The sequence below is a fragment of the Mycobacterium sp. NGS51 genome, assembly GCF_059812525.1.
Map to the genome: position 1 here is coordinate 128,909 of NZ_JCALCV010000013.1, position 21,341 is coordinate 150,249.

The window sequence follows — 21,341 nt, forward strand, 5'->3', positions numbered from 1 at the left end:
GCCCCGCGTCAGGCCGCCAAGTCGTCGTCGCGGGCCCGCGTTCGCTTGTCCCGTCGCCGTTGCCGTACCGCCGCGATTGCGGTCTTCAGGCCGCGGCGCCGCCCGTTCGCCGGGTCGACACCCAACTCCAATCCCGCGAACATCCGCTCGCTGCGGGTCTCCGGGGCATCGTCGGCAGTGTCGGTCAGGTAGCGGTCCGGCAGCGACAACTTGGCGATGGTTCGCCAGGTCTTGCCGTACTGCACCAGGAACGGACCCGTGGTGTAGGGCAGGTCGTATTTGTCGCAGATTTCGCGCACCCGCACGGAGATTTCTGCGAGCCGGTTGCTGGGTAGATCGGGGTAGAGGTGGTGCTCGATCTGGTGGCACAGGTTGCCGCTCATGAACCGCATTGCAGGCCCGGCCTTGAAGTTGGCGCTGCCCAGCATCTGCCGCAGATACCACTGGCCCTTTGTCTCGCCAATCATGTCGGTTTTGGTGAATTTCTCGGCGCCGTCGGGGAAGTGACCGCAAAAGATCACCGCGTTGGCCCACACATTGCGGATCATGTTGGCCACGGCGTTGGCCTTCAGCGTGGACATGAACGTCGCGGCCGGCGACAGCGCTGTCAGCGCCGGGAACGCGATGTAGTCCTTGAACACCTGGCGGCCGGCCTTGGCCACAAACTCGTCGACCTTCTGCCGGGCCTCGTCGTGATCCATCCGCTTCTTGAGGATCTTGCCGATCTCTACGTGCTGCAAGCCGACGCCCCATTCAAAGAGCAGCGCAAGCATGGCGTTATAGAGCAGGTTGAAGATGTTGAAGCGCTTCCAGCGGTCGTCTCGAGTGACCCGGAGCAAGCCGTACCCGACGTCGTCGTCCATGCCGAGGATGTTGGTGTACTTGTGATGCACGAAGTTGTGGGTGTAGCGCCAGTGCTTGGAGGCGCCGCTCATGTCCCACTCCCAGGTCGAGGAGTGGATCTCGGGGTCGTTCATCCAGTCCCACTGGCCGTGCATGATGTTGTGGCCGAGTTCCATGTTCTCGACGATCTTGGCCACGCTCAGCGTGGCGACGCCGGCCCACCAGGCCGGGCGCCGTGAGCTGGCCGCCAGCAGCACCCGGCCGGTGACTTCCAGCGCGCGCTGGGCGGCAATGCTGCGGTGGATGTAGCGGGCGTCCCGCTCGCCGCGGGAGTCTTCGATGTCCTGGCGGATAGCGTCCAACTCAACCGCCAGGTTTTCGATGTCCGTGTCTGTGAGGTGTGCGAATACGTCGACGTCAGTGACGGCCACCGTGTTGCCTTCCTGCAGTCCTTCGTCGCTTACCTACGCCATCGTAACCTACGTTTGCGTAGGTTACCAGCCAGTAGCCCACTAAATATCCAGCACGCAGTCGCCGGATGCGGCCGAGATGCACGTCTGAATCCGGGTCCCGGGCTCGTGTTCCACGCCGGTCCGCAGGTCACGGACGTGGCCGTCCGCCAGCGGAACCACACACGATTGGCAAATGCCCATTCGACAGCCGAACGGCATCTGCACTCCGGCCTGCTCACCGGCGTCCATCAACGACGTCGCGGCGTCGGCGACGGCGCGCTTGCCGCTGCGTGCGAACGTGACCGTCCCGCCGGCCCCGGCGGGCGCAGCGCGCGACACCGCGAACCGCTCCAGGTGCAATTGCTCGGCCGCACCGGCCGCCGCCCAGGCGCGTTCGGCGTCATTCAGCAGCGCTTCGGGCCCGCATGCCCAGGTCTGCCGCTCCCGCCAATCGGGCACCTCGGTGTCGAGCTGAGTCAGGTCCAGTCGGCCCTGGCGGCGCGTGGTGCGCACCCGCAGCTGGTATCCGCTGTGGTCACGCGACAGCTGGTCCAACTCCGCGCCGAACATCACGTCGGCCTCTGTCGGCGCGGAATGCAAGTGGATCACGTCGGTGATCTGGTTGTGGCGCACCAGCGTGCGCAGCATCGACATCACCGGGGTGATGCCCGATCCCGCGGTGATAAACAGGATGGCCGGCGGCGCCGGATCGGGCAGCACGAAGTTGCCTTGCGGCGTAGCCAGACGCACGATCGTCCCGGGCGCCACCCCGGCCACCAGGTGACTCGATAAAAAGCCTTCCGGCATCGCCTTCACGGTGATCGTCACCGTGCGCGCGGCGGCGACCGGGCTCGATGTCAGCGAATACGACCGCCACCGCCAGCGTCCGTCGACCAACAGCCCGATCCCGATGTACTGGCCGGGCTGGTAGTCAAAGCTGAAACCCCAGCCGGGCTTGATGACCAACGTCGCGGAGTCCTCGGTTTCGCGGCGAACCTCCAGGATGCGGCCCCGCAGTTCACGGGCCGACCACAGTGGATTGGCCAGCTGCAGGTAGTCGTCGGGCAGCAGCGGTGTGGTGATCCGGGCCGCCAGCTTGCGCAGCGCATGCCGAGCCGGGTGCCGGTAGGTGCGGGCGACGGTCGGACGCGGGGTCTCGACGACGTCAGCGGTGGGCCTCGAAACCTTCTTAGCCATGGGGACTCCTGCTTACCAGACGGTCAGCGGATGCAACCCGCCCGATACAACCTACGGTACCGTAACCTACGAATTCGTATCCACTTGAGATCGCGCGCACCTCAGAGCAGTTCGAGCAAAAACGGCAGCTCCTGGGTGGCGTACCAGGCAAGATCATGGTCCTGCGCGTCACCGACAACCAACTCGGCATCCTCATCGCCCAGGTCGGCCGCGTCGACGGCCGCGATCGCCGCCGTCACGTCCGCTTCTGCCGCGGCGTTGTCGACATAGGCCGCCACCACACGGCCGATCATCACCGCTGTGCCCAGCCGGACGACGGCATCGTCGAGGTCGGGCCGCAGCGTGACGTCGTCGACGTCGGCGATCAGCACCGCACGCCGCGGCGGCAAGTCCGCATTGGCCGTGGACAGCAGCCGTAACGAGGCCAGGGCGGCGTCACGCAACGCGACCTCACCGAGTTCATCGTCGTCGCCCTCGGCGTAGGCCTCGCGCAGTGTGGGCGTCACCGCGAATGCAGTGCCGTTGACCGGCGTCAGCGATCCGTCGGCGACCAGTTGCTGCAGCATGGCCAGAGTCGCCGGGATATAGACCCGCATCAGGCGACTGTAATCATTTGCGGCGACCCGGCCCCCGCAAGCGGGAGGTACCCCCGGCGCCCTTTGCCGCGCTTGCGATCGCCGCGAATCACTATTGCGCGGCTTCCAGCAGCTCGTCGAGCGCTTCGCGCAGCAGCCCCGGCAGCACCTCGACATCGCTCATCGCCTTGCGGTCGGCGTTGATCCCGAAATACAGCATGCCGTTATACGACGTCACCCCGATCGCCAGCAACTGGTTGGGCAACAGCGGGGGCACCGTGTATGTCTCCAGCAGCTTCGCACCAGCGACATATAGCTGCGACTGAGCGCCGGGCGCATTGGTGATCAACAGGTTGAACGACCGCGCGGAAAAGTTGCTGGCGGCCCGGACACCCATGGCATGCAGCGTGGGCGGTGCGAAACCGGACATCGTCAGTATGGTGCGGGCGTCGACCAGGCTGATGGCCGTCTGGTCCGATTCGGTGGCGTGGGCGATCTGGGACAGCCGCACTACGGTGTTGCCCTCCCCTACCGGCAGGTCGACCCAAAACGGAGCCACCTGGTTGACCGCCTGACCCGGGTGGGACGAATCAACGTGGTCCTCGGGGTAGACCGACATCGGCGCCATTGCCCGCACCGTCGTGGTCGGCGTCACCGCCTCACCGCGGGACAGCAGCCAGTTGCGCAGCGCGCCGGCGACCACCGCCAGTACCACATCGTTGACGTCGCAGTCATAGCGCGCGCGCACGGCTCGGTAGTCCTCGAGGCGTCCGTCGGCCACCGTGAACAGTCGGTTGCGCGACACCGTCGCGTTGAGCGGGCTGCTGGGCGCGGTGCCCCGCACCACGTTGCGCGCGACGTCGATGACCCGCCGGCCCATGTCGATCAGTTGCCCGGAATTGGTTGCCAACTCGCCGACCGCGGAGTTGACCGCCCGCATCTGTGCCCCAGGGCCCGACACCCAGTCGCCGATCGCGCCCAGGACCAGTCGAGTGGTGCCGGGCTCGCGCCGCGGTACCCAGATGTCTTCGGCAAACGCCGGTGGACGCCGCGTCCGATCCGCGATGACGTGGCCGATCGCCAATGCCGTCACGCCGTCGACCAGCGACTGATGGGATTTCGTGTAGAGAGCGACGCGGTTCTTGGCCAGCCCCTCAACCAGATACATTTCCCACAGGGGCCTGGCCTTGTCCAGCGGCCGCTCGGCCAGCCGGGCGATCAGCTCCTGGAGTTGCTCATCACTGCCGGGCGACGGCAGCGCCGAGCGCCGGATGTGGTACGTGAGGTCGAAGTCATGGTCGTCGACCCACACCGGCCTGGCCAAGCCCATCGTCACTTCGCGGACCTTCCGCCGGTAACGCGGTATCTGCGGGAGCCGCTGTGCGGCGGCGGCCAGCAACGTCTCGTAGCTCAACCCGGCGCGCGGTCGCCGCAGGATGAACAATGAACCGACGTACATCGGGGTGGCAGTGTTCTCCAGCCGATAGAACGACGCGTCCGATGTGGACAATCGCGTCACGTCGCTTCTCCCCTTTGAGCCCTTGGCAATTCGTCGATCTGTCGCTCACGGTAATCGTTCTGGGCCCCGTGCGCAGCGTGGGTACACGGAGGCGGCGGTTGTGCGATGATGACCACAGCCGTCTGCCACTCTCCAGCAGGCCCATCCATTTGAGACGACGCTGGAGGGTGTCATGTCGATCGTCAGCCCTGTCCCCGACCGCTCCGTGTCGGCTGTCCGGCCCGTCGCAGACTATGAACCACCGCCCCGCGATGTCCGGCAATGCCGACCGCCCTCGGCCACCGCGTTGCGCCGCGCTAACACGCACGCGCCCCAACGGTTTTCCGGTCGGCAGCCGGCGATGAGCATGTCGCCGCGAATGCGGCAGGCAGCGGTCTTCGCCGACGCGGCACTGCGCCGAGTGCTGGAAGTGATCGACCGCCGCCGTCCGGTGGCGCAACTGCACGGTCTGCTGGCCGGCGGTCTCGCCGACTCGGTGCTCGCGGCCAATCGGGTCACGGCCCATCGTCAAGAAGCGGCGGTGTTGCGCCGCCTGCGACTCCAGGCGGTCGGGCCGCACGACCGCCTGACCGCCGCCGAGGTGTTCGCGACCTACAGTCGCGGCTGCCGCGTGCACGCCATCGCCTGCCGCGTCGAGCCGGTGACGGACGCTGGCTGGCAGGTGGTCGCCCTGCATATCGGCTAGTGCCCGGCTAAATCGCGGTGCGCGCGGCCGCTGGGGCCGCGCCGCCCGCGAACCGCGTCACCACCGGACCGATGATCGCCATCACGAACACATACGACGTCGCCAGCGCAGCCATGCCGCTGATCGACGAGCCGGCCAGCCCGATGATGATCAGCGAAAACTCGCCCCTGGCGATGAGGGCGGTGCCGGCACGCAACTGCCCACGCCATGCCACGCCGTCGCGTCGCGCGGCGAATACCCCAGTGCCCACCTTCGTCACGGCGGTGACGCCGGCCAGTGCCAGCGCCACCGGCAGCATCGGAAGCAGACGTTCGGGATCGACCGACAAACCGATGGCCAGAAAAAAGATTGCGGCGAACAAGTCGCGCAGCGGACCAAGCACTTTGCGGGCCCGGTCGGCAGTCTCACCGGTCAGCGTCAGGCCCACCAGAAACGCGCCGACCGCCGCCGACGCGTGCACGAATTCGGCCAGCGCGGCCACGATCAAGGTGATGCCGAGAACCCGCAGCATCAGCTGTTCGGAATCGGAGTGCCCCACCAGACGGGCGACGTGGTGGCCCCACCGATACGACGCGGCCAGTGCTATGCACAGCGCGGCCACTGCGGCGGCCATCCCCCCGATCGCATGCAACCAACTGCCGCGCGATGCCAGCACCGCGAACAGCGGCAGGTAGGCGGCCATCGCGAAGTCTTCGAGGACCAGTACCGCCAGGACGGCCGGCGTCTCCCGGTTGGCGACGCGGTGAAGGTCCTCGAGCAGGCGAGCGATGACGCCCGACGACGAGATATAGGTGACGCCGGCCAACGCCAGGATGCCCACGCCGTCCAGCCCGAGCAGCCACCCGACCAGCGCGCCGGGCGTAGCGTTCAGCAGGATGTCGACCGCTGCCGACGGCAGATGGTGGCGCAAGCTGCTGGCGAATTCGGTGGCGGAGAATTCCACGCCCAGGGTGAGCAGCAGCAGCACGACACCGATCGGCGCGCCGGTGGTGATGAACTCTCCGGCTGCGGGAACCGGATTGATGCCACCATTACCCAGCGCCAGACCGGCAAGCAGATACACCGGAATCGGTGACAACGCGAACCGGCGCGCAACGGCACCGAACAGCGCGAGCACGGTCAGGATGGCGCCGACTTCGAACAGCAGCGCCACCGAGACTTGCACCGACTCAGCCCTTATCGACGATCTGTTCGACGCCGGCGATGCCGTCTTCAGTTCCGATGACGATGAGAACGTCTTGCGCGTGCAGCATTTCGGCCGGGCCCGGCGAGGCGAGTACCTCTTCGTTGCGCACGATCGCCACGATCGAGGCGCCGGTGCGGGTGCGGGCGCGGGTCTCGCCGAGCGGGTGGTCCACAAACGGACTGCCCGCCCGGATTTGAACCTGACTGGTATCAATTCCGGGTACTTCGCGGGTCAGCTCGGTGAACCGTTCGGCGATGCGTGGTGCCCCCAGAATCTGCGCCACCGCGTCGGCCTCGTCGTCGTTGAGGCGGAGGACCGGCGTCGCCTGGTCGGGGTCGTCACCGGCATACAACACGATCTCGAAGTCGCCGCCTCGCCGCGCGATGATGCCGATCCGGTCGCCGCCGTGGCTGGTGAACTCGTATCGCAGACCGATGCCGGGGAGCAGCACCTCCTTGACGTCCATACCGTCAATACTTAACGGAAAGTCATGGCGATAGCGAGCATTTCCGGGGATGGGTGGCTACCGAAAACTGCCGCGGTCGCGGTATCAGCATGGGCACCTCGCGTCGGTATTGGCAGTATTGGGCACCCAGCTCCGCCGTGAGGTCGTGTTCTTCGAATTGAATCGCAACCACGATGTAGACAGTCGTGCCTATCGCGAACAGCAGGTGGCCGACGGTCATTGTGGGGGCGGCCCAGAAGGCGACGAGAAAGCCGAGCATCAAGGGATGGCGCACCAGTCGATACAGCAGTGTGGTGCGAAAAGCGCTGTCGCTAGCCGGTTTTTGTCGCCACGCGACATACACTTGGCGCAGCCCGAACAGCTCGAAGTGGTTGATCATGAAAGTCGATGCGACGACGGTTACCCACCCCAGCCAGAACAGGCTCCACAGTCCGAGCCGCGCGCCCGTGGGCGTCACGTCCCAGATCACCGTCGCCATCGTCCGCCACTGCCAGTACATGACAAACAATGCGGTGCTGGCCAGTAGGACGTAGGTGCTGCGTTCAATGCACTCCGGCACGATTCGGATCCACCAGCGTTTGAAGGCCGGCCGCGCCATGACGCTGTGCTGGGCGGCGAACAGACCCAGCAGCAGCGTGTTGACGACAACTGCCTGGCCGACGGGAGCGGCGATACCGTGATCGATGCTTCGCGGCACCGCGATGTTGCCGACAAAGCCAATCGCATACAGAAACGATGCGAGGAATACGAGATAGCCCACGATGCCGTATCCAACGGCGAGATAGCGGTTCATGGCCTGATCGTCCTCGCATCAGCAAGTCGAGGCATGAGGCGTTTGCCTCACTTTTGGCTGGAAAGACTTCGACGCGCTAGTTGGTCGCCGGACTGATCAGGCCGTGCCGCAGCGCATACATGCTCGCGCCAATCCGGTTGGAAACGCCAATCTTCGCGTAGGCCCGCTCGACATGGTTGCGCGCCGTCTTCTCGCTGATCACCAGCGATGCCGCGATCTCCTTGTTGGATGCACCGCGGGCAACCAGACACAGCACCTCGATTTCCCTGGCGGTCAGCCCGCCCGGACGGACCGTCAGGTGCTCTCCGCGGTGACCGCCGGCGTGCAGAACAGCATCAGCGGCGGCTGGGTCCAGGATCCCGGCCCGCACGCGTTCCTGCAGCCGACGCGCAGCGGCGTCCGGGCCGCTTGCTTCGCGATACGGCCGTGGCTCACAAGCTGATTGATAGCTGACAGCGGCAGCGAGCAGGCGGTCCGGCAAGCTCAATGCCGCAGCGGAAAGCCCGCGTGGGTAGCCGGATCCGTCGAGGCACTCGTGGTGGTTGCCGGCCACCTGTGCCACCGGCTGCACACCGCGTACGTTGCTGAGGATTCGCACAGTGAGATACGGGTGCAGCCGCATCCGTTCGAATTCGGCGGCCGTCAACGGGCCGGGCTTGGACCAGATTCCATTAGACACGCCAATGCGGCCAAGGTCGTGCACATGGCCGGCTTGGCGGATCAACGTCACGGCATCCCCGTCCAGGCCCGCGGCGATTGCCGCGTCGGCGGCAAGGCGGGCCGTTGCTCGTGAATGGCCCAGGGTGAACGGGCATTTCAGGTCGACAAAGTCGCCGAGCGCGACCAGAAGCGAGTCCAGCGACGGTTGATCAAGACGCTGGTGGCGATCCGGCGCCACCTGAAGCGCCGCCTCCCATGCGTCTCCGGGCGGCGGCGCGGCCAGGATCGCGCCGGCGTCCGCAACAAACGCGTCGACCACGGCTGGGTCGAACTGGCCACCGCGCCGCCGGCGGGCCATGGCCACCGCGCCGTCAACCCCGTACTCGCGCTGGTGCACCTCCACCATGTCGGCGAGTTGCGCAACTCGCATCTGGACCGGGATCGCCTCGCCCTGGGCGCCGCGCGGTAGACCACCGCCGTCATACCGCTCGAAAGCGAACCCAAGCGCCTCTTGGACTTCGGAGTCGAGGCCGAACCGCTGGGCCAGCAGTGCGGCCGATGTGCAGTGCGAGTGGATCAACTGCGACAGGTGCCCCCGGGCGTTGCTGACCAGCGTTGCCATGACGCTCAGTCGGTGCATCAACGACTGGCCCCGACCCACGTTGCTGATCAGGAAACGCAGGTACGGCAACCCCGCCCAGTCGACGAGATAAGAGTCATGGCGCACCGCGATGTCGTCGCCGAACCAGCGGGCGTATTCATGCGAATCGGCGTGGCAACCGACCCACATGATCAACGTTGTGTAGTAAATCTCGTCGCGCTGATCGCTGCCGAGCCCGAGCCGGTCGGCAAGTCTGGTGGCGATCAGCGCGGCGCGCAACATGTGTTCGGCAGGTTGACCCAAGCCGAGATCAATTGCTACCGACAGCGCAGCCAGCAACTCCGCCCGAGACGGCGGTTCGGCTGCTGCCGAATGTGGCCGGGCCGGTTGCAACGCCATCGGCACATTGTGGCCCGTCGAGCGCATCCCGATCAGGTAATTGCGACCGTGCGCTCGGCACTCCGATGATGGCGGGCGTCGAAAGCGTCGAAATGTCCCGAGCCCACAGCGAATAGGCCCCGTTGCGGAGGCCGGAAGTCGGCCAGCCGCGCCTGATGAGCCAATGGTCCAACCGCTCCCAGGTCCTGCCCGCGCAATACCGCACGGGAGTTGGCAACCGCCCACACCTGAGTAGGGGCGATCATGAATCGTTGACCGTTGGGAACATGCCCGGTAAGCCGCAGCCGGCCCGCACCCAGTATCGGGCCGGCCGCCACGCCGATGGCGCCAAGCACCAACCGATTAGTCAGGGCTCGGCCGGGCAGTTTTCCGCCGAGCACGGTCATCACCCGCGACGACCTGGTGGCGCGGAGATCGACGTGCCACTGCAGCAATCCGGCGATTTCGATGCGCAGCGACCACGGAGTTACCCAGCTGACGTCGATGCTGCACTGCACCGAGTCGTTGGCTGTTACCGAACTGAAGTATCTGGCGCAACTGAGTTGGCCTGGCGTCGTTGCATAGAACGTCCATACCTGCTGGGGGTCGCGGTGCCACACCGAGCGGTAGGCGGGCGAGAACGACGTCGCCGGCATATCCCGCAACGCCAGGTAATGGCCGGTGACGAACGGGAGTCCCATCACACCGAAACCGACGAAGCGTTCGTCGTCGCCAGCCGGGAGTTCTGGATCATGCAGCAGGGCAGAGACAGCGTCACATGGGGTAGGCAATCTGGTCATGGCCACCATGCTGCCCACGACCGCCGGGCGAGCGCATGAGGCGGATGCCTCAAATCATCGGTATCGCAGGCGCTATCGCCGCTTACTCGATTTCGACGATTTGGCGCCGCGAGCCTGGCGGCGTGCGGCTTCCCGCCGCTCCCGCCGTGTGCCGCCGGCGACACTCTTCTGCGCTCCACCGCCGTTGCCCTGTACCTGCGCCGAGCCGTCCTCGGCCGGGCCGGAATAGGTCAATGCCGGTGACTCGTTCTCAATCCCCTTGGCGCGCAACGCACTCGGTGCTGCGGAGCGGCCTCCGCCGGACGCGGCGGTTCGTTGCTGGGCGGTGGCCGCGGCGGCGGTGGCGAACTCGGCCAAATCCTCCGGCTCAGCCACCGGAGCCACCTCCGGCGTCGGGACCGCTTCGACGGCCACGTTGAACAAGAAGCCGACCGACTCCTCTTTCAGCCCCTCGAGCATGCCGGTGAACATGTCGTAGCCCTCGCGCTGGTATTCGACCAGCGGGTCGCGCTGCGCCATCGCACGCAGCCCGATGCCCTCTTTGAGGTAGTCCATCTCGTAGAGGTGCTCACGCCACTTGCGGTCGATGACATTGAGCAGCACGTTGCGTTCCAGCTGGCGCATCGCACCGTCGCCGGCCAGCTCCTCGAGCTGGGCCTCGCGCGCCGCGTAAGCGCGTTCGGCGTCTTTGATCAACGCGTCGAGCAGCTCCTCGCGGGTCAGCTCACCGGGCTCGCCGACCGCGTCGGGATCGAACAGGTCCTTGTGCTCGATGCCCAGCGGGTACAGCGTCTTCAGCGCCTCCCACAGCTTGTTCAGATCCCAGTCTTCGGCGTACCCCTCGGCGGTGGCCCCGTCGACGTACGCGGTGATCACGTCGACGAGCATGTCGTGGGCCTGCTGGGCCAGGTTCTCGCCCTCCAGGATGCGACGACGCTCCTCGTAGATGACCTTGCGCTGCTGGTTCATCACCTCGTCGTATTTGAGGACGTTCTTTCTGACCTCGAAGTTCTGCTGCTCGACCTGGGTCTGCGCGCTCTTGATCGCGCGGGTCACCATCTTGGCCTCGATGGGCACGTCGTCGGGCAGGTTGAGCCGTGTCAGCAGCGATTCCAGTGCGGCGCCGTTGAAGCGGCGCATCAGCTCGTCACCCAGCGACAGGTAGAACCGCGACTCGCCTGGGTCGCCCTGCCGACCGGACCGGCCCCGCAGCTGGTTGTCGATGCGTCGGGACTCGTGCCGTTCGGTGCCCAGCACGTACAGACCGCCGGCGTCGATCACTTCCTCGGCCTCGCTGGAGGCTTCGGACTTGATCCGGGGAAGCAGCTCATCCCAAGCGGCCTCGTACTCGTCGGGTGTTTCCACTGGGTCCAGGCCCTGCTCGCGCAGCTGCTTATCGGCGAGAAAGTCCGGGTTGCCGCCCAGCACAATGTCGGTGCCGCGGCCGGCCATGTTGGTGGCCACGGTGATCGCGCCGCGCCGGCCGGCCTCGGCGATGATGCCGGCCTCCTGCTCGTGGTACTTGGCGTTGAGCACGTTGTGCGGGATGCGCCGCTTCTGGAACTGCCGGGACAGATACTCCGAGCGCTCCACGCTGGTGGTACCGATCAGCACCGGCTGCCCTTTTTCGTAGCGCTCGGAGACGTCGTCGACGACCGCGATGTACTTGGCTTCCTCGGTCTTGTAGATGAGGTCGGATTGGTCGCCACGGATCATCGGTTTGTTGGTCGGGATCGACACCACCCCGAGCTTGTAGATCTCATGCAGCTCGGCCGCCTCGGTCTGGGCGGTGCCGGTCATGCCGGCGAGTTTGTCGTAGAGCCGGAAGTAGTTCTGCAGCGTGATGGTGGCCAGCGTCTGGTTCTCGGCCTTGATCTCGACATGCTCTTTGGCCTCAATCGCCTGGTGCATGCCCTCGTTGTAGCGCCGGCCGATCAGCACCCGGCCGGTGAACTCGTCGACGATGAGCACTTCGCCGTCGCGAACGATGTAGTCCTTGTCGCGCTGGAAAAGCTCCTTGGCCTTCAGGGCGTTGTTGAGGTAGCTGACCAGCGGGGAGTTGGCGGCCTCGTAGAGGTTGTCGATGCCGAGTTGGTCTTCGACGAACTCCACGCCGAGTTCGTGCACGCCGACGGTGCGTTTGCGCAGGTCGATCTCGTAGTGAGTGTCTTTTTCCATCAGCGGCGCGATCCGGGCGAACTCGGTGTACCAGTTGGAGGCGCCGTCGGCCGGCCCGGAGATGATCAGCGGGGTGCGGGCTTCGTCGATCAGGATGGAGTCGACCTCGTCGACGATGGCGTAGTTGTGCCCGCGCTGCACGAGATCCTCCAGCGAATGGGCCATGTTGTCACGCAGGTAGTCGAAGCCGAACTCGTTGTTGGTCCCGTAGGTGATGTCGGCGTAGTAGGCGTCGCGGCGTTCGTCGGGGTTCAGGCCGGCCAGGATCACGCCGACCTGCAGGCCCAGGAAGCGGTGCACCCGCCCCATCCACTCGCTGTCCCGTTTGGCCAGGTAGTCGTTGACGGTGACGATGTGCACGCCGTTGCCGGCCAGTGCGTTGAGGTAGGCCGGCAGCACACAGGTCAGGGTCTTGCCCTCGCCGGTTTTCATCTCGGCGACGTTGCCGAAGTGCAGCGCCGCGGCGCCCATCACCTGCACGTCGAACGGGCGCTGGTCGAGCACCCGCCAGGCCGCCTCGCGGGCTACCGCGAATGCTTCGGGCAGCAGGTCATCGAGGCTTTCGCCGTCGGCGTGGCGCTTCTTGAACTCGTCGGTCTTGGCCCGCAGTTGAGCGTCGGTGAGCTTCTCGACGTCCTCGGACAAGGTATTGACGTAGTCGGCGACGCGCTTGAGGCGCTTGACCATGCGACCTTCGCCAAGGCGCAGCAACTTCGACAGCACAGTTAATTCCCCTTGGGGGTACCTCCCGCTTGCGGGGAGAATTGGAGTCTTTGGCGCTCACCATCCTAGGTGACGTGCCGTTCCCCACGCCGCCCTGAGCGCGTCAGGACAGTCGGATCAGCCCGTAGTCGTAGGCGTGCCGGCGGTAAACCACCGACGGGCATTCGGTGTGCTTGTCATAGAAGAGAAAGAAGTCGTGTCCTACGAGTTCCATCTCGTAGAGGGCGTCGTCCACCGACATCGGCTTGGCCGGGTGCTCCTTGGTCCGCACTACCCGTCCCGGCTCGCGGTGCCCGTCGAGGCCGTCGTGCTCGGGCGGCGCTTGGCCGCTGTCGGCCGGCTGTAGCGGAGGTGCCACCGCCGTCGCCTCGGCCACCGACACTGGGGTCTTGTCGCCGTAGTGCACCTTGCGCCGATCGTTGCCGCGACGCAGCCGGCTTTCCAACCGGTCGACCGCCGCCTCGAAGGCGGCGTAGAAGCTGTCTGCGCGGGCCTCACCGCGAACCACCGGGCCGCGCCCGCGGGCGGTGATTTCCACCTGCTGGCACGACTTGCGCTGGCGCCGGTTACGGGCATGTTTGAGTTCGACGTCGAACAAATAGATGGTTCGGTCGAACCGCTCCAAGCGGGCGAGTTTCTGCGAGACGTAGACGCGGTAGTGGTCGGGGACCTCGACGTTGCGGCCTTTGACGACGACCTCAGCCTGCAACGTGGGTTCATCCCGCTCTTCGGGGTCGGCCAGAAGCTGGTTGGAATCCGCGGTTTGCCTTGACATACTTGACAACTCGTTTCCCTCTCGCGACGCACGCACTGTATGACGTGACTGGCTTTCAGATGAATGCGCCGACGGGGTTGGTGTCGATGACGGAGGCCGCCCGCCGGTGCGAGGTGTCGAGAATTCACCCCCTACCGACGTCGGTGACATGGCGCCTATTGAACGGCGCCGCCGTGAGGCGTTCACGGGTGCTTGATCCCGACGGTAGCCGCGGGCAGGTGGAAGTGCCAGTACTTTTGTGTTGCGACTTCTTCACGATCATTACGCGGCTGCGATAGTCAGCACCGCGGCCACTTGGACGCCTGCTGACCGCAGCACGCGGACCGACTCGCGCGCGGTCGCTCCGGTGGTGACAATGTCGTCGACCAGCAGCACCTCGGCTTTGACCGGCCTTCGCAGCACCACCCGTCCGGCGATGTTGCGCTCACGCTCGGCGGTGCCCAGGCCAGCCGAATCCCGGGCCAGCGCTTTCATTCGTAGTGCCGGAGCGACGGCGATCTGGGGATGGCCTTTGACCGCAGCTTCTGCAATCCGGGTGACCGGGTCACCGCCCCGTCTTCGCGCCGCCGCGCGGCGAGTCGGCGCCGGCACGATCGTCAGTGGCACATCGAGCAGGCCCCACGTGACGAGGCGATGCACGCCGACGGCCAGCGCGCGAGCCAACGGTGTTATCAGGTCGGCGCGGCCGTGGTCCTTCATCGCCACGATGGCGTTCCGGCGCGCGCCGGCGTAGCGACCGAGTGCGAACACCGGCACCTGCGGGTCGACCCGCGGACTCGCAACGTGCGGTGCATCGGGTGCGACGGTCAGTTCTTGAGCGCAGGTGTCACACCAGCGGGTCGACGGTGCGCCGCAGCCCCCGCATTCCAGCGGCAGGACCAGATCGAGCATGGGTGCAGTGTGGCGGACGGGGACGACAGGAGGCGGTTGCAGCTACGGCAGCTCGGTGTGCATCAGCATCACGTCGTAGGCCGACCAGGACGACAAATTGAAGTACAGGTCTTTACCCGACGACCAGGGATGGATCATCGGCGCGTAGATGCCACCGGGAATCTGGAATGACGACACCAGCATTTGCTCGGGACTCCACGGTCCTTGTGGGGCGGGCGCGGTTCGTGCCACGACGTCGTTGCCGCCGTTGGTGTAGAGCGCCACGTACTGCTTGAGATAGTTGTTGTATTGCGCTGACATCTCGCCCACCGGACCCGGGATGACCGGGGTGGCGGCGCCCGGGTTGTTCGGGACCCACCCGTTACCGTCACCGTTCCAGTACTGGTATTTGGTGACATCCGGCACGGCGTTCTGCGGGACTCGCGCCAAGTAAGCCGAACCGCCGCGCCCGGACGGGGTGCCGAACGAGTAGACGTAACCGTCGCCCGGCCGCATGAACGCGCCCATTTGGAAGTTCTCGTTCCCCGCAATGTGACGGGCTCCCGGGATGCTGTCAGGCGCGGGCGTGCGAACGCTGCCGGGGTAAATCCCCCAGTGCTGGCCATTGTCGGGAGACGTCGCGATCGCCGAGTAGTTCGTCGACCATTCGCCGTCGCGGCCCCATTCCCTGATGGACATGAAGTTGATGTATTGGGTATTCCCGACAGAGATGCCGGCAGTCGGGATCATTCCGGTCTCGTTGGGTGCCCACTTGACGCCGGGCAGAATCGCTCTGGAGATACCCGATGCCAGTACCGGTGAGCCGGAGTATTTGTCGGTCGTCGAACCCTGCGGCACGCTGATTCCATCGGCAAGATTGTTGTCTTGGCTGCGAAACAGCACATTATGCCGCCATTGTTGGCCGTGGACGCGGCAATAGCCGAACGTGTCACCAAAGGCCATCAGCACCTGACGGTTGACGGGATCGCCGTTGTCCCAGAGGATTCCGAGGTCGGTGCCGGAGATCCCGAAACGTTGCAGAGTGCTGTTCGGACCGTTTGGGCCGGTCACCCAGTCAACAACCGATGTGGGAGCCCCAGCAATCGCGGCAGGAGGCGCCGGTTCCGGCGGCTGCGGAACGGGGGCTGCGTTCGGAGTCAATTCAGTTGCGTTCGGGAGTTGTTGGTTGGCCGCGCCGGGAGGAGTAGGCCCCGGCGGCACTATCGCCGCTTCCTGTTGCACCGGTGCGGAGTATCGAGAACTGCCGGGACGAAGCAACGAAGAGATCAGCGGCCCCAGTTTGGGTAGCGGCGCCTTTTCGTTAGCCCCTCGAGGCCGGCGTCCAGTCGGTGGCCGGACGACCGGGGACGGTGGCGGCATTGCCGGGGCCGCCGCGGGTGGTTCGACGTTGGCCTCGGGTGCACTGCACGGCAGCGCGGACGCCGTTGGGGCGAGACCCACCGGAATCACGAGTCCGAGTGCGGTCGCCGACGCCACGTATATGGATACGATTCGACGAGTCGGCGACATGTCACACCTTTCCAGGGGCAGGACGTCGCATTGACGCCCGCAGTTGGCCTATGTGACAGTAGTGATCAATGTGCCCCCTGTGACCAGTGATACACGGATAGGTATGCATCCGTGACCGTGTCGCAACCACGAAACCCGCGGACCACGCCAAGAAGTAGCTGCAATCCAGCCGCAAGCAATAAGCAGACTGCTATCCAGGCAACACCGGTACCGCGCCGCCCACCATGAACGCCCGGACATCGAGCCAGGTCGGGGTTCCTTCGGCACCCGAACTCGACAGCTGCAGCACCCCGCGTGGGTCGGCCACGTACACCGTCGACGGGTTGGCCGCGATCGTTGTCACCGGAAGCTGCAGATTGCTGCCCGGCGCGTCGGAATTCACCCCGTCGAGGTTCACATACGACACCGGGTGCTGGGCATTGGTGCGGCTCACCGCAAGGTCGTCGCCGGTGCGCCAGGACAGCGACACCACCGAAGAGCCCAGCCCGAACCCGAGGCGGCGCGGATAGGTCAGCGCGAATTGACCGGCCTGGGTCTGCTCGACACTGGCGAGGATCACCTGCCCTTCGATGACCATCGCCGCCCGCGTTCCGTCCCGGGACAATTGCAACTCGGTGATCGCACCGGGGAAGCGGTTCGACACCGCGGCCGAATCCACCGGAAGCCGCGCCGGCTGCCCCGATGCTGTCTCCTGGATCGCGCGCAGTACGTTGTTGCCGTCGGCCACCACCCACACCGCGTCATCGAGCGACCACGTCGGTCGCGAAAGGCTGTGGCCGTCAGCGGCTTCCACCGCCTCGCCGCCCAGGTCGCCGATCCACAGCGACGCGGCCACATCGGGCGCGCCGGGGCGCAGGGTCACCACCGACGCCGCGCGGTGACCGCTGCGCGACAGCGCGGCGGCGGACTGATTGGTCGGCCGGCCGAACGCACCCCCGACCGGTGTCGAGTGCTGCCCGTCCAGCGACACCAGCGCCCCACCGATCAGCGCGTGCACACCGGCCGCGGCGCCTTCGTCCACTCCGGGATCCGTCGCGGCCACGTCGGAGTTGTTCCACCCCTCAGCGAAGCGGTCATCCAATGGGGCGCCGTCGGCGTTGATCACGTACGGTCCCCTGATATCGGCACGGGCCAACGTCCAAATGATTTGCGCGGCAAGCAATTGCCTACTGCGCGGGTCGGCGATGGTGAGCGTTTCCAAGTCGATCCGGGCCCCGCTATAGCCTCGGCCGATCCCGGATTTCCCACCGTCGGCCCGGGTGACCGGTCCGCGCAGCCGCGCCGGTGGTCCGAGCATGTTGTGCACGCTTTTGCTCATCTCCGGGCGTGGGCCTGCGATCAGCTTGGACATCAGTTCGGTGGCCAACTGGTCGGGGTCAGACACTGCGACATAGCGTGGATCCGGGACGACGGTCCTGCCGGTCGGATCGGCGAAGTACAGCGTGTGGCGTTTGTAGGTGGCCTGAAATTGCTGCCAGTCCAGAAACACTCCGTTGGGCAGCCGGTCGATGCGCCAGCCGCCGGACGTTTTTACCAGCTCGATGGGCCCTGGATCCGGCAGCTGACCCTCGCCGGTTTCGAACACACCCATGTCCGAGAGCGAACCCAGGATGTCTGCATGCATCGTCACCGAAACCCGATCGGCGCTGCGTGTTTCAACGAACACCACATGGTCGATCAGCAGCGCGCTGCCGGCGTCGTCCCATGCGTTAGACGCCGACTGGGTGAGGAATTGCCGCGCTGCCAGATGCCGGTTGGCCGGATCGGCTGTGGCCTTGAGGAATTCGCGCAGCAGCACGTCGGGGTCCATGCCCGGGGCCGGCTTGGGCAGGTTCGACGGCGCCGTGCGCTCGACGGTGCCGATGGCCTGCGGCGCTGACGAACTGGGCACGCCGGCACAACCGGTCAGCACTACCGCAACGGCGAACACCAGCGCGGCCAATCGCCGCATCACGCACCTCTCTCGGCATGTTCGCGCTGACGAGCCTGACGCTCTTTGCGTTCCCCGGCAACCGGTTTCATCGGCAGCGGGCTGGTGGTCACCTTATGCCCGCGCACCAGCGGAAGCGTCAGCCGGAAGCAGGCGCCCTTGCCCGGTTCGCCCCAAGCCTCCAGCCGGCCCTGATGCAGACGCGCATCCTCCACACTGATCGCAAGGCCCAGCCCGGTCCCGCCGGATCGGCGCACCCGCGACGGGTCCGAGCGCCAGAACCGGCTGAACACCAGCTTTTCCTCACCTGGCCGCAACCCAACCCCGTAGTCGCGCACCGTAACCGCCACCGTGTCTTCGTCGGCAGCCATCCGAATCCGAACCGGTTTGTGCTCGGCGTGATCGATCGCATTGGCAATCAGGTTGCGCAGGATGCGCTCCACGCGGCGGGCGTCCACTTCGGCGATCACGTCCTCCGACGGCATGTCGACGATCAGCTTGACCCCGGCGTCTTCGGCCAGATGTCCCACGTTGCCCAGCGCGCTGTTGACCGTCGAGCGCAGATCGACCGCCTCGACCGACAACTCAGCCACACCCGCGTCGTGTCGGGAGATCTCCAGTAGATCGTTGAGCAGCGTCTCGAACCGGTCCAGCTCATTCACCATCAGTTCGGTTGAGCGTCGCAGTGCCGGATCGAGATCGGCGCTGTGATCGTAGATCAGGTCGGCGGCCATCCGCACCGTCGTCAGCGGCGTGCGCAGTTCGTGGCTGACATCGGAGGTGAACCGGCGCTGCAGATTACCGAACTCCTCGAGTTGGGCGATCTGCCGGGACAGGCTCTCGGCCATGTCGTTGAACGACACCGCCAGCCGGGCCATATCGTCTTCGCCGCGCACCGGCATCCGCTCGGAGAGATGGCCTTCGGCGAACCGTTCGGCAATGCGCGACGCCGACCGCACCGGAACCACCACCTGTCGCGACACCAGCAGCGCGATGCCGGCCAGTAGTACGAGCAATACCAGCCCGCCGGTGGCCATGGTGCCGCGGACCAGTGAGATGGTGCTCTGCTCATTGCCCAGCGGGAAAATCAAATACAGCTCGAGGTTGGTCACTCGCGACGACGTCGGCGTGCCGATCACCAGCGCCGGCCCGGAAAAGCCGTCGGTGTGCACCGTCGCGTACTGGTAGGCCACCTGTCCCGCCTTGACGAATTCGCGCAATGCGGCGGGCAACTGGTCGACGGGCCCGGCCGCCGCCGCCGGCCTGGGCCCGTAGCCGGGTACCACCAGCACCGCGTCGAACGCACCGGCCAGACCGGCGCCGGAGGTCGGGTCGGTTTTCGATGTCAACGTGTTGCGGGCCAGTTGCAGGCTGCTCTCCAGTGAGCGCGCCTCTTCGCCGCTGACGATTCCGCTGACGGTGGTGCGGGCCCGCTCGATCTGCTCGGTGGCGGCGCGGACCTTGACGTCGAGCACGCGGTTGGTGACCTGGCTGGTCAACACGAAACCAAGTACCAAAATCACCGCCAGTGACATCCCCAGCGTCAGAGCGACCACCCGCAGTTGCAACGAGCGGCGCCAGGCAACGGCCACCGCTCGACTCAACGCACTCATGCCGAGCAATGGCGGGGACCGCCGGCGAATGCGTCGCCGCGACCCGAAGATCACCGAGGTCCGCCCGTGCAGATGCGCCGCTCCTCCTCATCGCTTCGCTCTGCATCGTCGCCGGCGCGAATCACGGAGGTCCGGCCTTGTATCCCACTCCTCGAACGGTCAGGACAACGGTCGGGTTCTCCGGGTCTTTTTCGACCTTGGCCCGCAGACGTTGGACATGCACGTTCACCAAGCGGGTGTCCGCGGGGTGACGGTATCCCCACACCTGTTCGAGCAGCACATCACGAGTAAACACCTGGCGTGGTTTGCGTGCCAGCGCCACCAGCAGGTCGAATTCCAGCGGTGTCAGCGAGATCTGTTCGCCGTTGCGGGTGACCTTGTGCGCCGGCACGTCGATGTCGACGTCGGCGATGGACAGCATCTCGGCGGGCTCGTCGTCATTGCGCCGCAGCCGCGCCCGCACCCGGGCCACCAGCTCCTTGGGCTTGAACGGCTTCATGATGTAGTCGTCGGCGCCCGACTCCAAGCCCAACACCACGTCGACGGTGTCGGTCTTGGCGGTGAGCATGACGATCGGCACCCCGGAGTCCGCGCGCAGCACCCGGCACACGTCGATGCCGTTCATGCCGGGCAGCATCAGGTCCAGCAGCACCAGATCGGGGCGCAGTTCGCGCACGGCGGTGAGCGCCTGGGTGCCGTCACCGATGACCGCGGTGTCGAAACCTTCCCCCCGCAGCACGATGGTGAGCATCTCGGCCAGCGAAGCGTCGTCGTCGACGACGAGAATCCTTTGCCTCATGGTGTCCATGGTGTCACCAGAACGGGACAAAACTGGGCTACCACACGCGGGTTTCTTTCAGTTCAGCCGGCGACGAGGGTAGCCGCCAGCTTTTCGGGGTCGACGTCGGCGTCGACTACCAGCCATCGCCCGCCCCACTGCGCGGCGGCCAGCCCGGCATACACGGCTCCGGTTCGCTGCTGCAGCGCGTCGTCACGTTCGTAGGCGTCCCGCGCCCGGCCTGCTTCCTGACGCGCCCGCCGGCGGGCGCGCTGGCCGGCCAGCTCAGCCGAAACTCCAAGCAGCACTTGCCAATCGGGTACGGGGAGCTGCAGTCGTTGGTATTCGATCTGCTGCACCCACGCCGCAACCTCTCCGTCGGCGTGCTGACTCAGCCGCGCGGCGCTGTAGGCGGCGTTGGACGCCACGTAGCGATCCAGGACCACCACATCGTGCTCTCGGCACAGTTCACGGATCTGCTCGGCCGCGCCGGCACGGTCCAGCGCGAACAACATGGCCATCGCATACACCGACGACGCGAGGTCACCGTGCTGTCCGTGCAGAGCTTCGTGCGCGACATCGGCGGCCACCGATTGCCCGTAGCGGGGAAACGCACACGTGGCCACCGACTTACCGGCGGCTTCGAAGGCGGTGCGCAGCCCGCCCGACAAGGTCCGCTTGCCGGCGCCGTCGACGCCTTCGATTGCGATCAACACCGGGCGAGCCTATCGCCGCGGCCCTTCGACGCCTGTTTAGCCCGCGCTGGCCGCAGCCTCGATGTTGAGGGTC

Annotated in this window: 18 protein-coding genes; 1 reads left to right on the plus strand and 17 read right to left on the minus strand. The window is 66.1% G+C overall.

All coding sequences use genetic code 11. The annotated features are described in order from the left end of the window. Positions 1-8: 8 nt before the first annotated feature. From AC5Y5W_RS16970 to AC5Y5W_RS16985, 4 genes are all read right to left on the minus strand, one after another. Positions 9-1,274 (minus strand): fatty acid desaturase family protein, encoded by a 1,266-nt coding sequence (locus tag AC5Y5W_RS16970; RefSeq protein WP_500011714.1) that lies wholly within the window; start codon positions 1,272-1,274, stop codon positions 9-11. 81 nt (positions 1,275-1,355) lie between these two features. Beyond that, entirely contained in the window at positions 1,356-2,492 is a 1,137-nt protein-coding gene (locus AC5Y5W_RS16975; RefSeq protein WP_500011715.1) for a ferredoxin reductase, read from the minus strand. 101 nt (positions 2,493-2,593) lie between these two features. After that, on the minus strand, positions 2,594-3,091 hold the full coding sequence (locus AC5Y5W_RS16980; protein WP_500011747.1) for a DUF6912 family protein: 498 nt from the start codon (positions 3,089-3,091) through the stop codon (positions 2,594-2,596). An 88-nt stretch (positions 3,092-3,179) separates the two neighbouring features. Continuing rightward, on the minus strand, positions 3,180-4,526 hold the full coding sequence (locus tag AC5Y5W_RS16985) for a WS/DGAT/MGAT family O-acyltransferase (protein ID WP_500011749.1): 1,347 nt from the start codon (positions 4,524-4,526) through the stop codon (positions 3,180-3,182). A gap of 232 nt (positions 4,527-4,758) precedes the next feature. Here AC5Y5W_RS16985 and AC5Y5W_RS16990 point away from each other — a divergent pair, with 232 nt between their 5' ends. Then, positions 4,759-5,271 carry an Rv3235 family protein gene (locus tag AC5Y5W_RS16990; RefSeq protein WP_500011717.1) on the plus strand — a complete coding sequence of 171 codons (513 nt, stop codon included), beginning with the start codon at positions 4,759-4,761 and terminating at the stop codon, positions 5,269-5,271. A gap of 7 nt (positions 5,272-5,278) precedes the next feature. Here AC5Y5W_RS16990 and AC5Y5W_RS16995 read toward each other — a convergent pair whose 3' ends face one another. The 13 genes from AC5Y5W_RS16995 to AC5Y5W_RS17055 all read right to left on the minus strand — a co-directional run bounded on the left by AC5Y5W_RS16995 (position 5,279) and on the right by AC5Y5W_RS17055 (position 21,268). Beyond that, a complete protein-coding gene (locus tag AC5Y5W_RS16995) occupies positions 5,279-6,436 on the minus strand; it encodes a cation:proton antiporter (RefSeq protein WP_500011719.1) in 1,158 nt (385 codons plus the stop codon). Between the two features lie 4 nt (positions 6,437-6,440). After that, positions 6,441-6,923, minus strand: a complete 483-nt coding sequence (locus AC5Y5W_RS17000; protein WP_499884713.1) for a cation:proton antiporter regulatory subunit — start codon at positions 6,921-6,923, stop codon at positions 6,441-6,443. Positions 6,924-6,945: 22 nt separating this feature from the next. Further along, complete coding sequence (gene mddA, locus AC5Y5W_RS17005) at positions 6,946-7,716, minus strand: methanethiol S-methyltransferase (protein WP_500011720.1); 771 nt, start codon at positions 7,714-7,716, stop codon at positions 6,946-6,948. Positions 7,717-7,792: 76 nt separating this feature from the next. Then, on the minus strand, positions 7,793-9,376 hold the full coding sequence (locus AC5Y5W_RS17010; RefSeq protein WP_500011721.1) for an HD domain-containing phosphohydrolase: 1,584 nt from the start codon (positions 9,374-9,376) through the stop codon (positions 7,793-7,795). A 32-nt stretch (positions 9,377-9,408) separates the two neighbouring features. After that, a complete protein-coding gene (locus AC5Y5W_RS17015) occupies positions 9,409-10,155 on the minus strand; it encodes a hypothetical protein (protein ID WP_500011723.1) in 747 nt (248 codons plus the stop codon). Positions 10,156-10,227: 72 nt separating this feature from the next. Then, complete coding sequence (gene secA / locus AC5Y5W_RS17020; protein ID WP_500011724.1) at positions 10,228-13,056, minus strand: preprotein translocase subunit SecA; 2,829 nt, start codon at positions 13,054-13,056, stop codon at positions 10,228-10,230. A gap of 103 nt (positions 13,057-13,159) precedes the next feature. Then, complete coding sequence (hpf, locus tag AC5Y5W_RS17025) at positions 13,160-13,831, minus strand: ribosome hibernation-promoting factor, HPF/YfiA family (protein WP_500011726.1); 672 nt, start codon at positions 13,829-13,831, stop codon at positions 13,160-13,162. A gap of 261 nt (positions 13,832-14,092) precedes the next feature. Further along, a complete protein-coding gene (locus tag AC5Y5W_RS17030; RefSeq protein WP_500011728.1) occupies positions 14,093-14,722 on the minus strand; it encodes a ComF family protein in 630 nt (209 codons plus the stop codon). Between the two features lie 42 nt (positions 14,723-14,764). Next, a complete protein-coding gene (locus AC5Y5W_RS17035) occupies positions 14,765-16,231 on the minus strand; it encodes a glycoside hydrolase family 183 protein (protein WP_500011730.1) in 1,467 nt (488 codons plus the stop codon). A 190-nt stretch (positions 16,232-16,421) separates the two neighbouring features. Continuing rightward, positions 16,422-18,182, minus strand: a complete 1,761-nt coding sequence (lpqB, locus tag AC5Y5W_RS17040) for an MtrAB system accessory lipoprotein LpqB (RefSeq protein ID WP_500011731.1) — start codon at positions 18,180-18,182, stop codon at positions 16,422-16,424. Continuing rightward, entirely contained in the window at positions 18,182-19,828 is a 1,647-nt protein-coding gene (mtrB, locus tag AC5Y5W_RS17045) for an MtrAB system histidine kinase MtrB (RefSeq protein WP_500011732.1), read from the minus strand. The genes lpqB and mtrB overlap by 1 nt, the downstream gene beginning before the upstream one ends. A gap of 67 nt (positions 19,829-19,895) precedes the next feature. After that, positions 19,896-20,582, minus strand: coding sequence for a two-component system response regulator MtrA (mtrA, locus tag AC5Y5W_RS17050; RefSeq protein WP_015354856.1), 687 nt, complete (start codon positions 20,580-20,582; stop codon positions 19,896-19,898). 53 nt (positions 20,583-20,635) lie between these two features. Then, positions 20,636-21,268: a dTMP kinase gene (locus AC5Y5W_RS17055; RefSeq protein WP_500011734.1), complete on the minus strand. Its 633-nt coding sequence runs from the start codon at positions 21,266-21,268 to the stop codon at positions 20,636-20,638. Positions 21,269-21,341 lie beyond the last annotated feature (73 nt).

Coding starts and splice junctions, on each gene's coding strand:
- AC5Y5W_RS17030 (WP_500011728.1), bottom strand. CDS start 14,722: ATGCTCGATCTGGTCCTGCCGCTGGAATGCGGGGGCTGCGGCGCACCG.
- hpf (WP_500011726.1), bottom strand. CDS start 13,831: ATGTCAAGGCAAACCGCGGATTCCAACCAGCTTCTGGCCGACCCCGAA.
- AC5Y5W_RS16990 (WP_500011717.1), top strand. CDS start 4,759: ATGTCGATCGTCAGCCCTGTCCCCGACCGCTCCGTGTCGGCTGTCCGG.
- AC5Y5W_RS17015 (WP_500011723.1), bottom strand. CDS start 10,155: ATGACCAGATTGCCTACCCCATGTGACGCTGTCTCTGCCCTGCTGCAT.
- AC5Y5W_RS16985 (WP_500011749.1), bottom strand. CDS start 4,526: ATGTACGTCGGTTCATTGTTCATCCTGCGGCGACCGCGCGCCGGGTTG.
- AC5Y5W_RS17000 (WP_499884713.1), bottom strand. CDS start 6,923: ATGGACGTCAAGGAGGTGCTGCTCCCCGGCATCGGTCTGCGATACGAG.
- AC5Y5W_RS17035 (WP_500011730.1), bottom strand. CDS start 16,231: ATGTCGCCGACTCGTCGAATCGTATCCATATACGTGGCGTCGGCGACC.
- AC5Y5W_RS17010 (WP_500011721.1), bottom strand. CDS start 9,376: ATGGCGTTGCAACCGGCCCGGCCACATTCGGCAGCAGCCGAACCGCCG.
- mddA (WP_500011720.1), bottom strand. CDS start 7,716: ATGAACCGCTATCTCGCCGTTGGATACGGCATCGTGGGCTATCTCGTA.
- mtrA (WP_015354856.1), bottom strand. CDS start 20,582: ATGGACACCATGAGGCAAAGGATTCTCGTCGTCGACGACGACGCTTCG.
- lpqB (WP_500011731.1), bottom strand. CDS start 18,182: ATGCGGCGATTGGCCGCGCTGGTGTTCGCCGTTGCGGTAGTGCTGACC.
- AC5Y5W_RS16975 (WP_500011715.1), bottom strand. CDS start 2,492: ATGGCTAAGAAGGTTTCGAGGCCCACCGCTGACGTCGTCGAGACCCCG.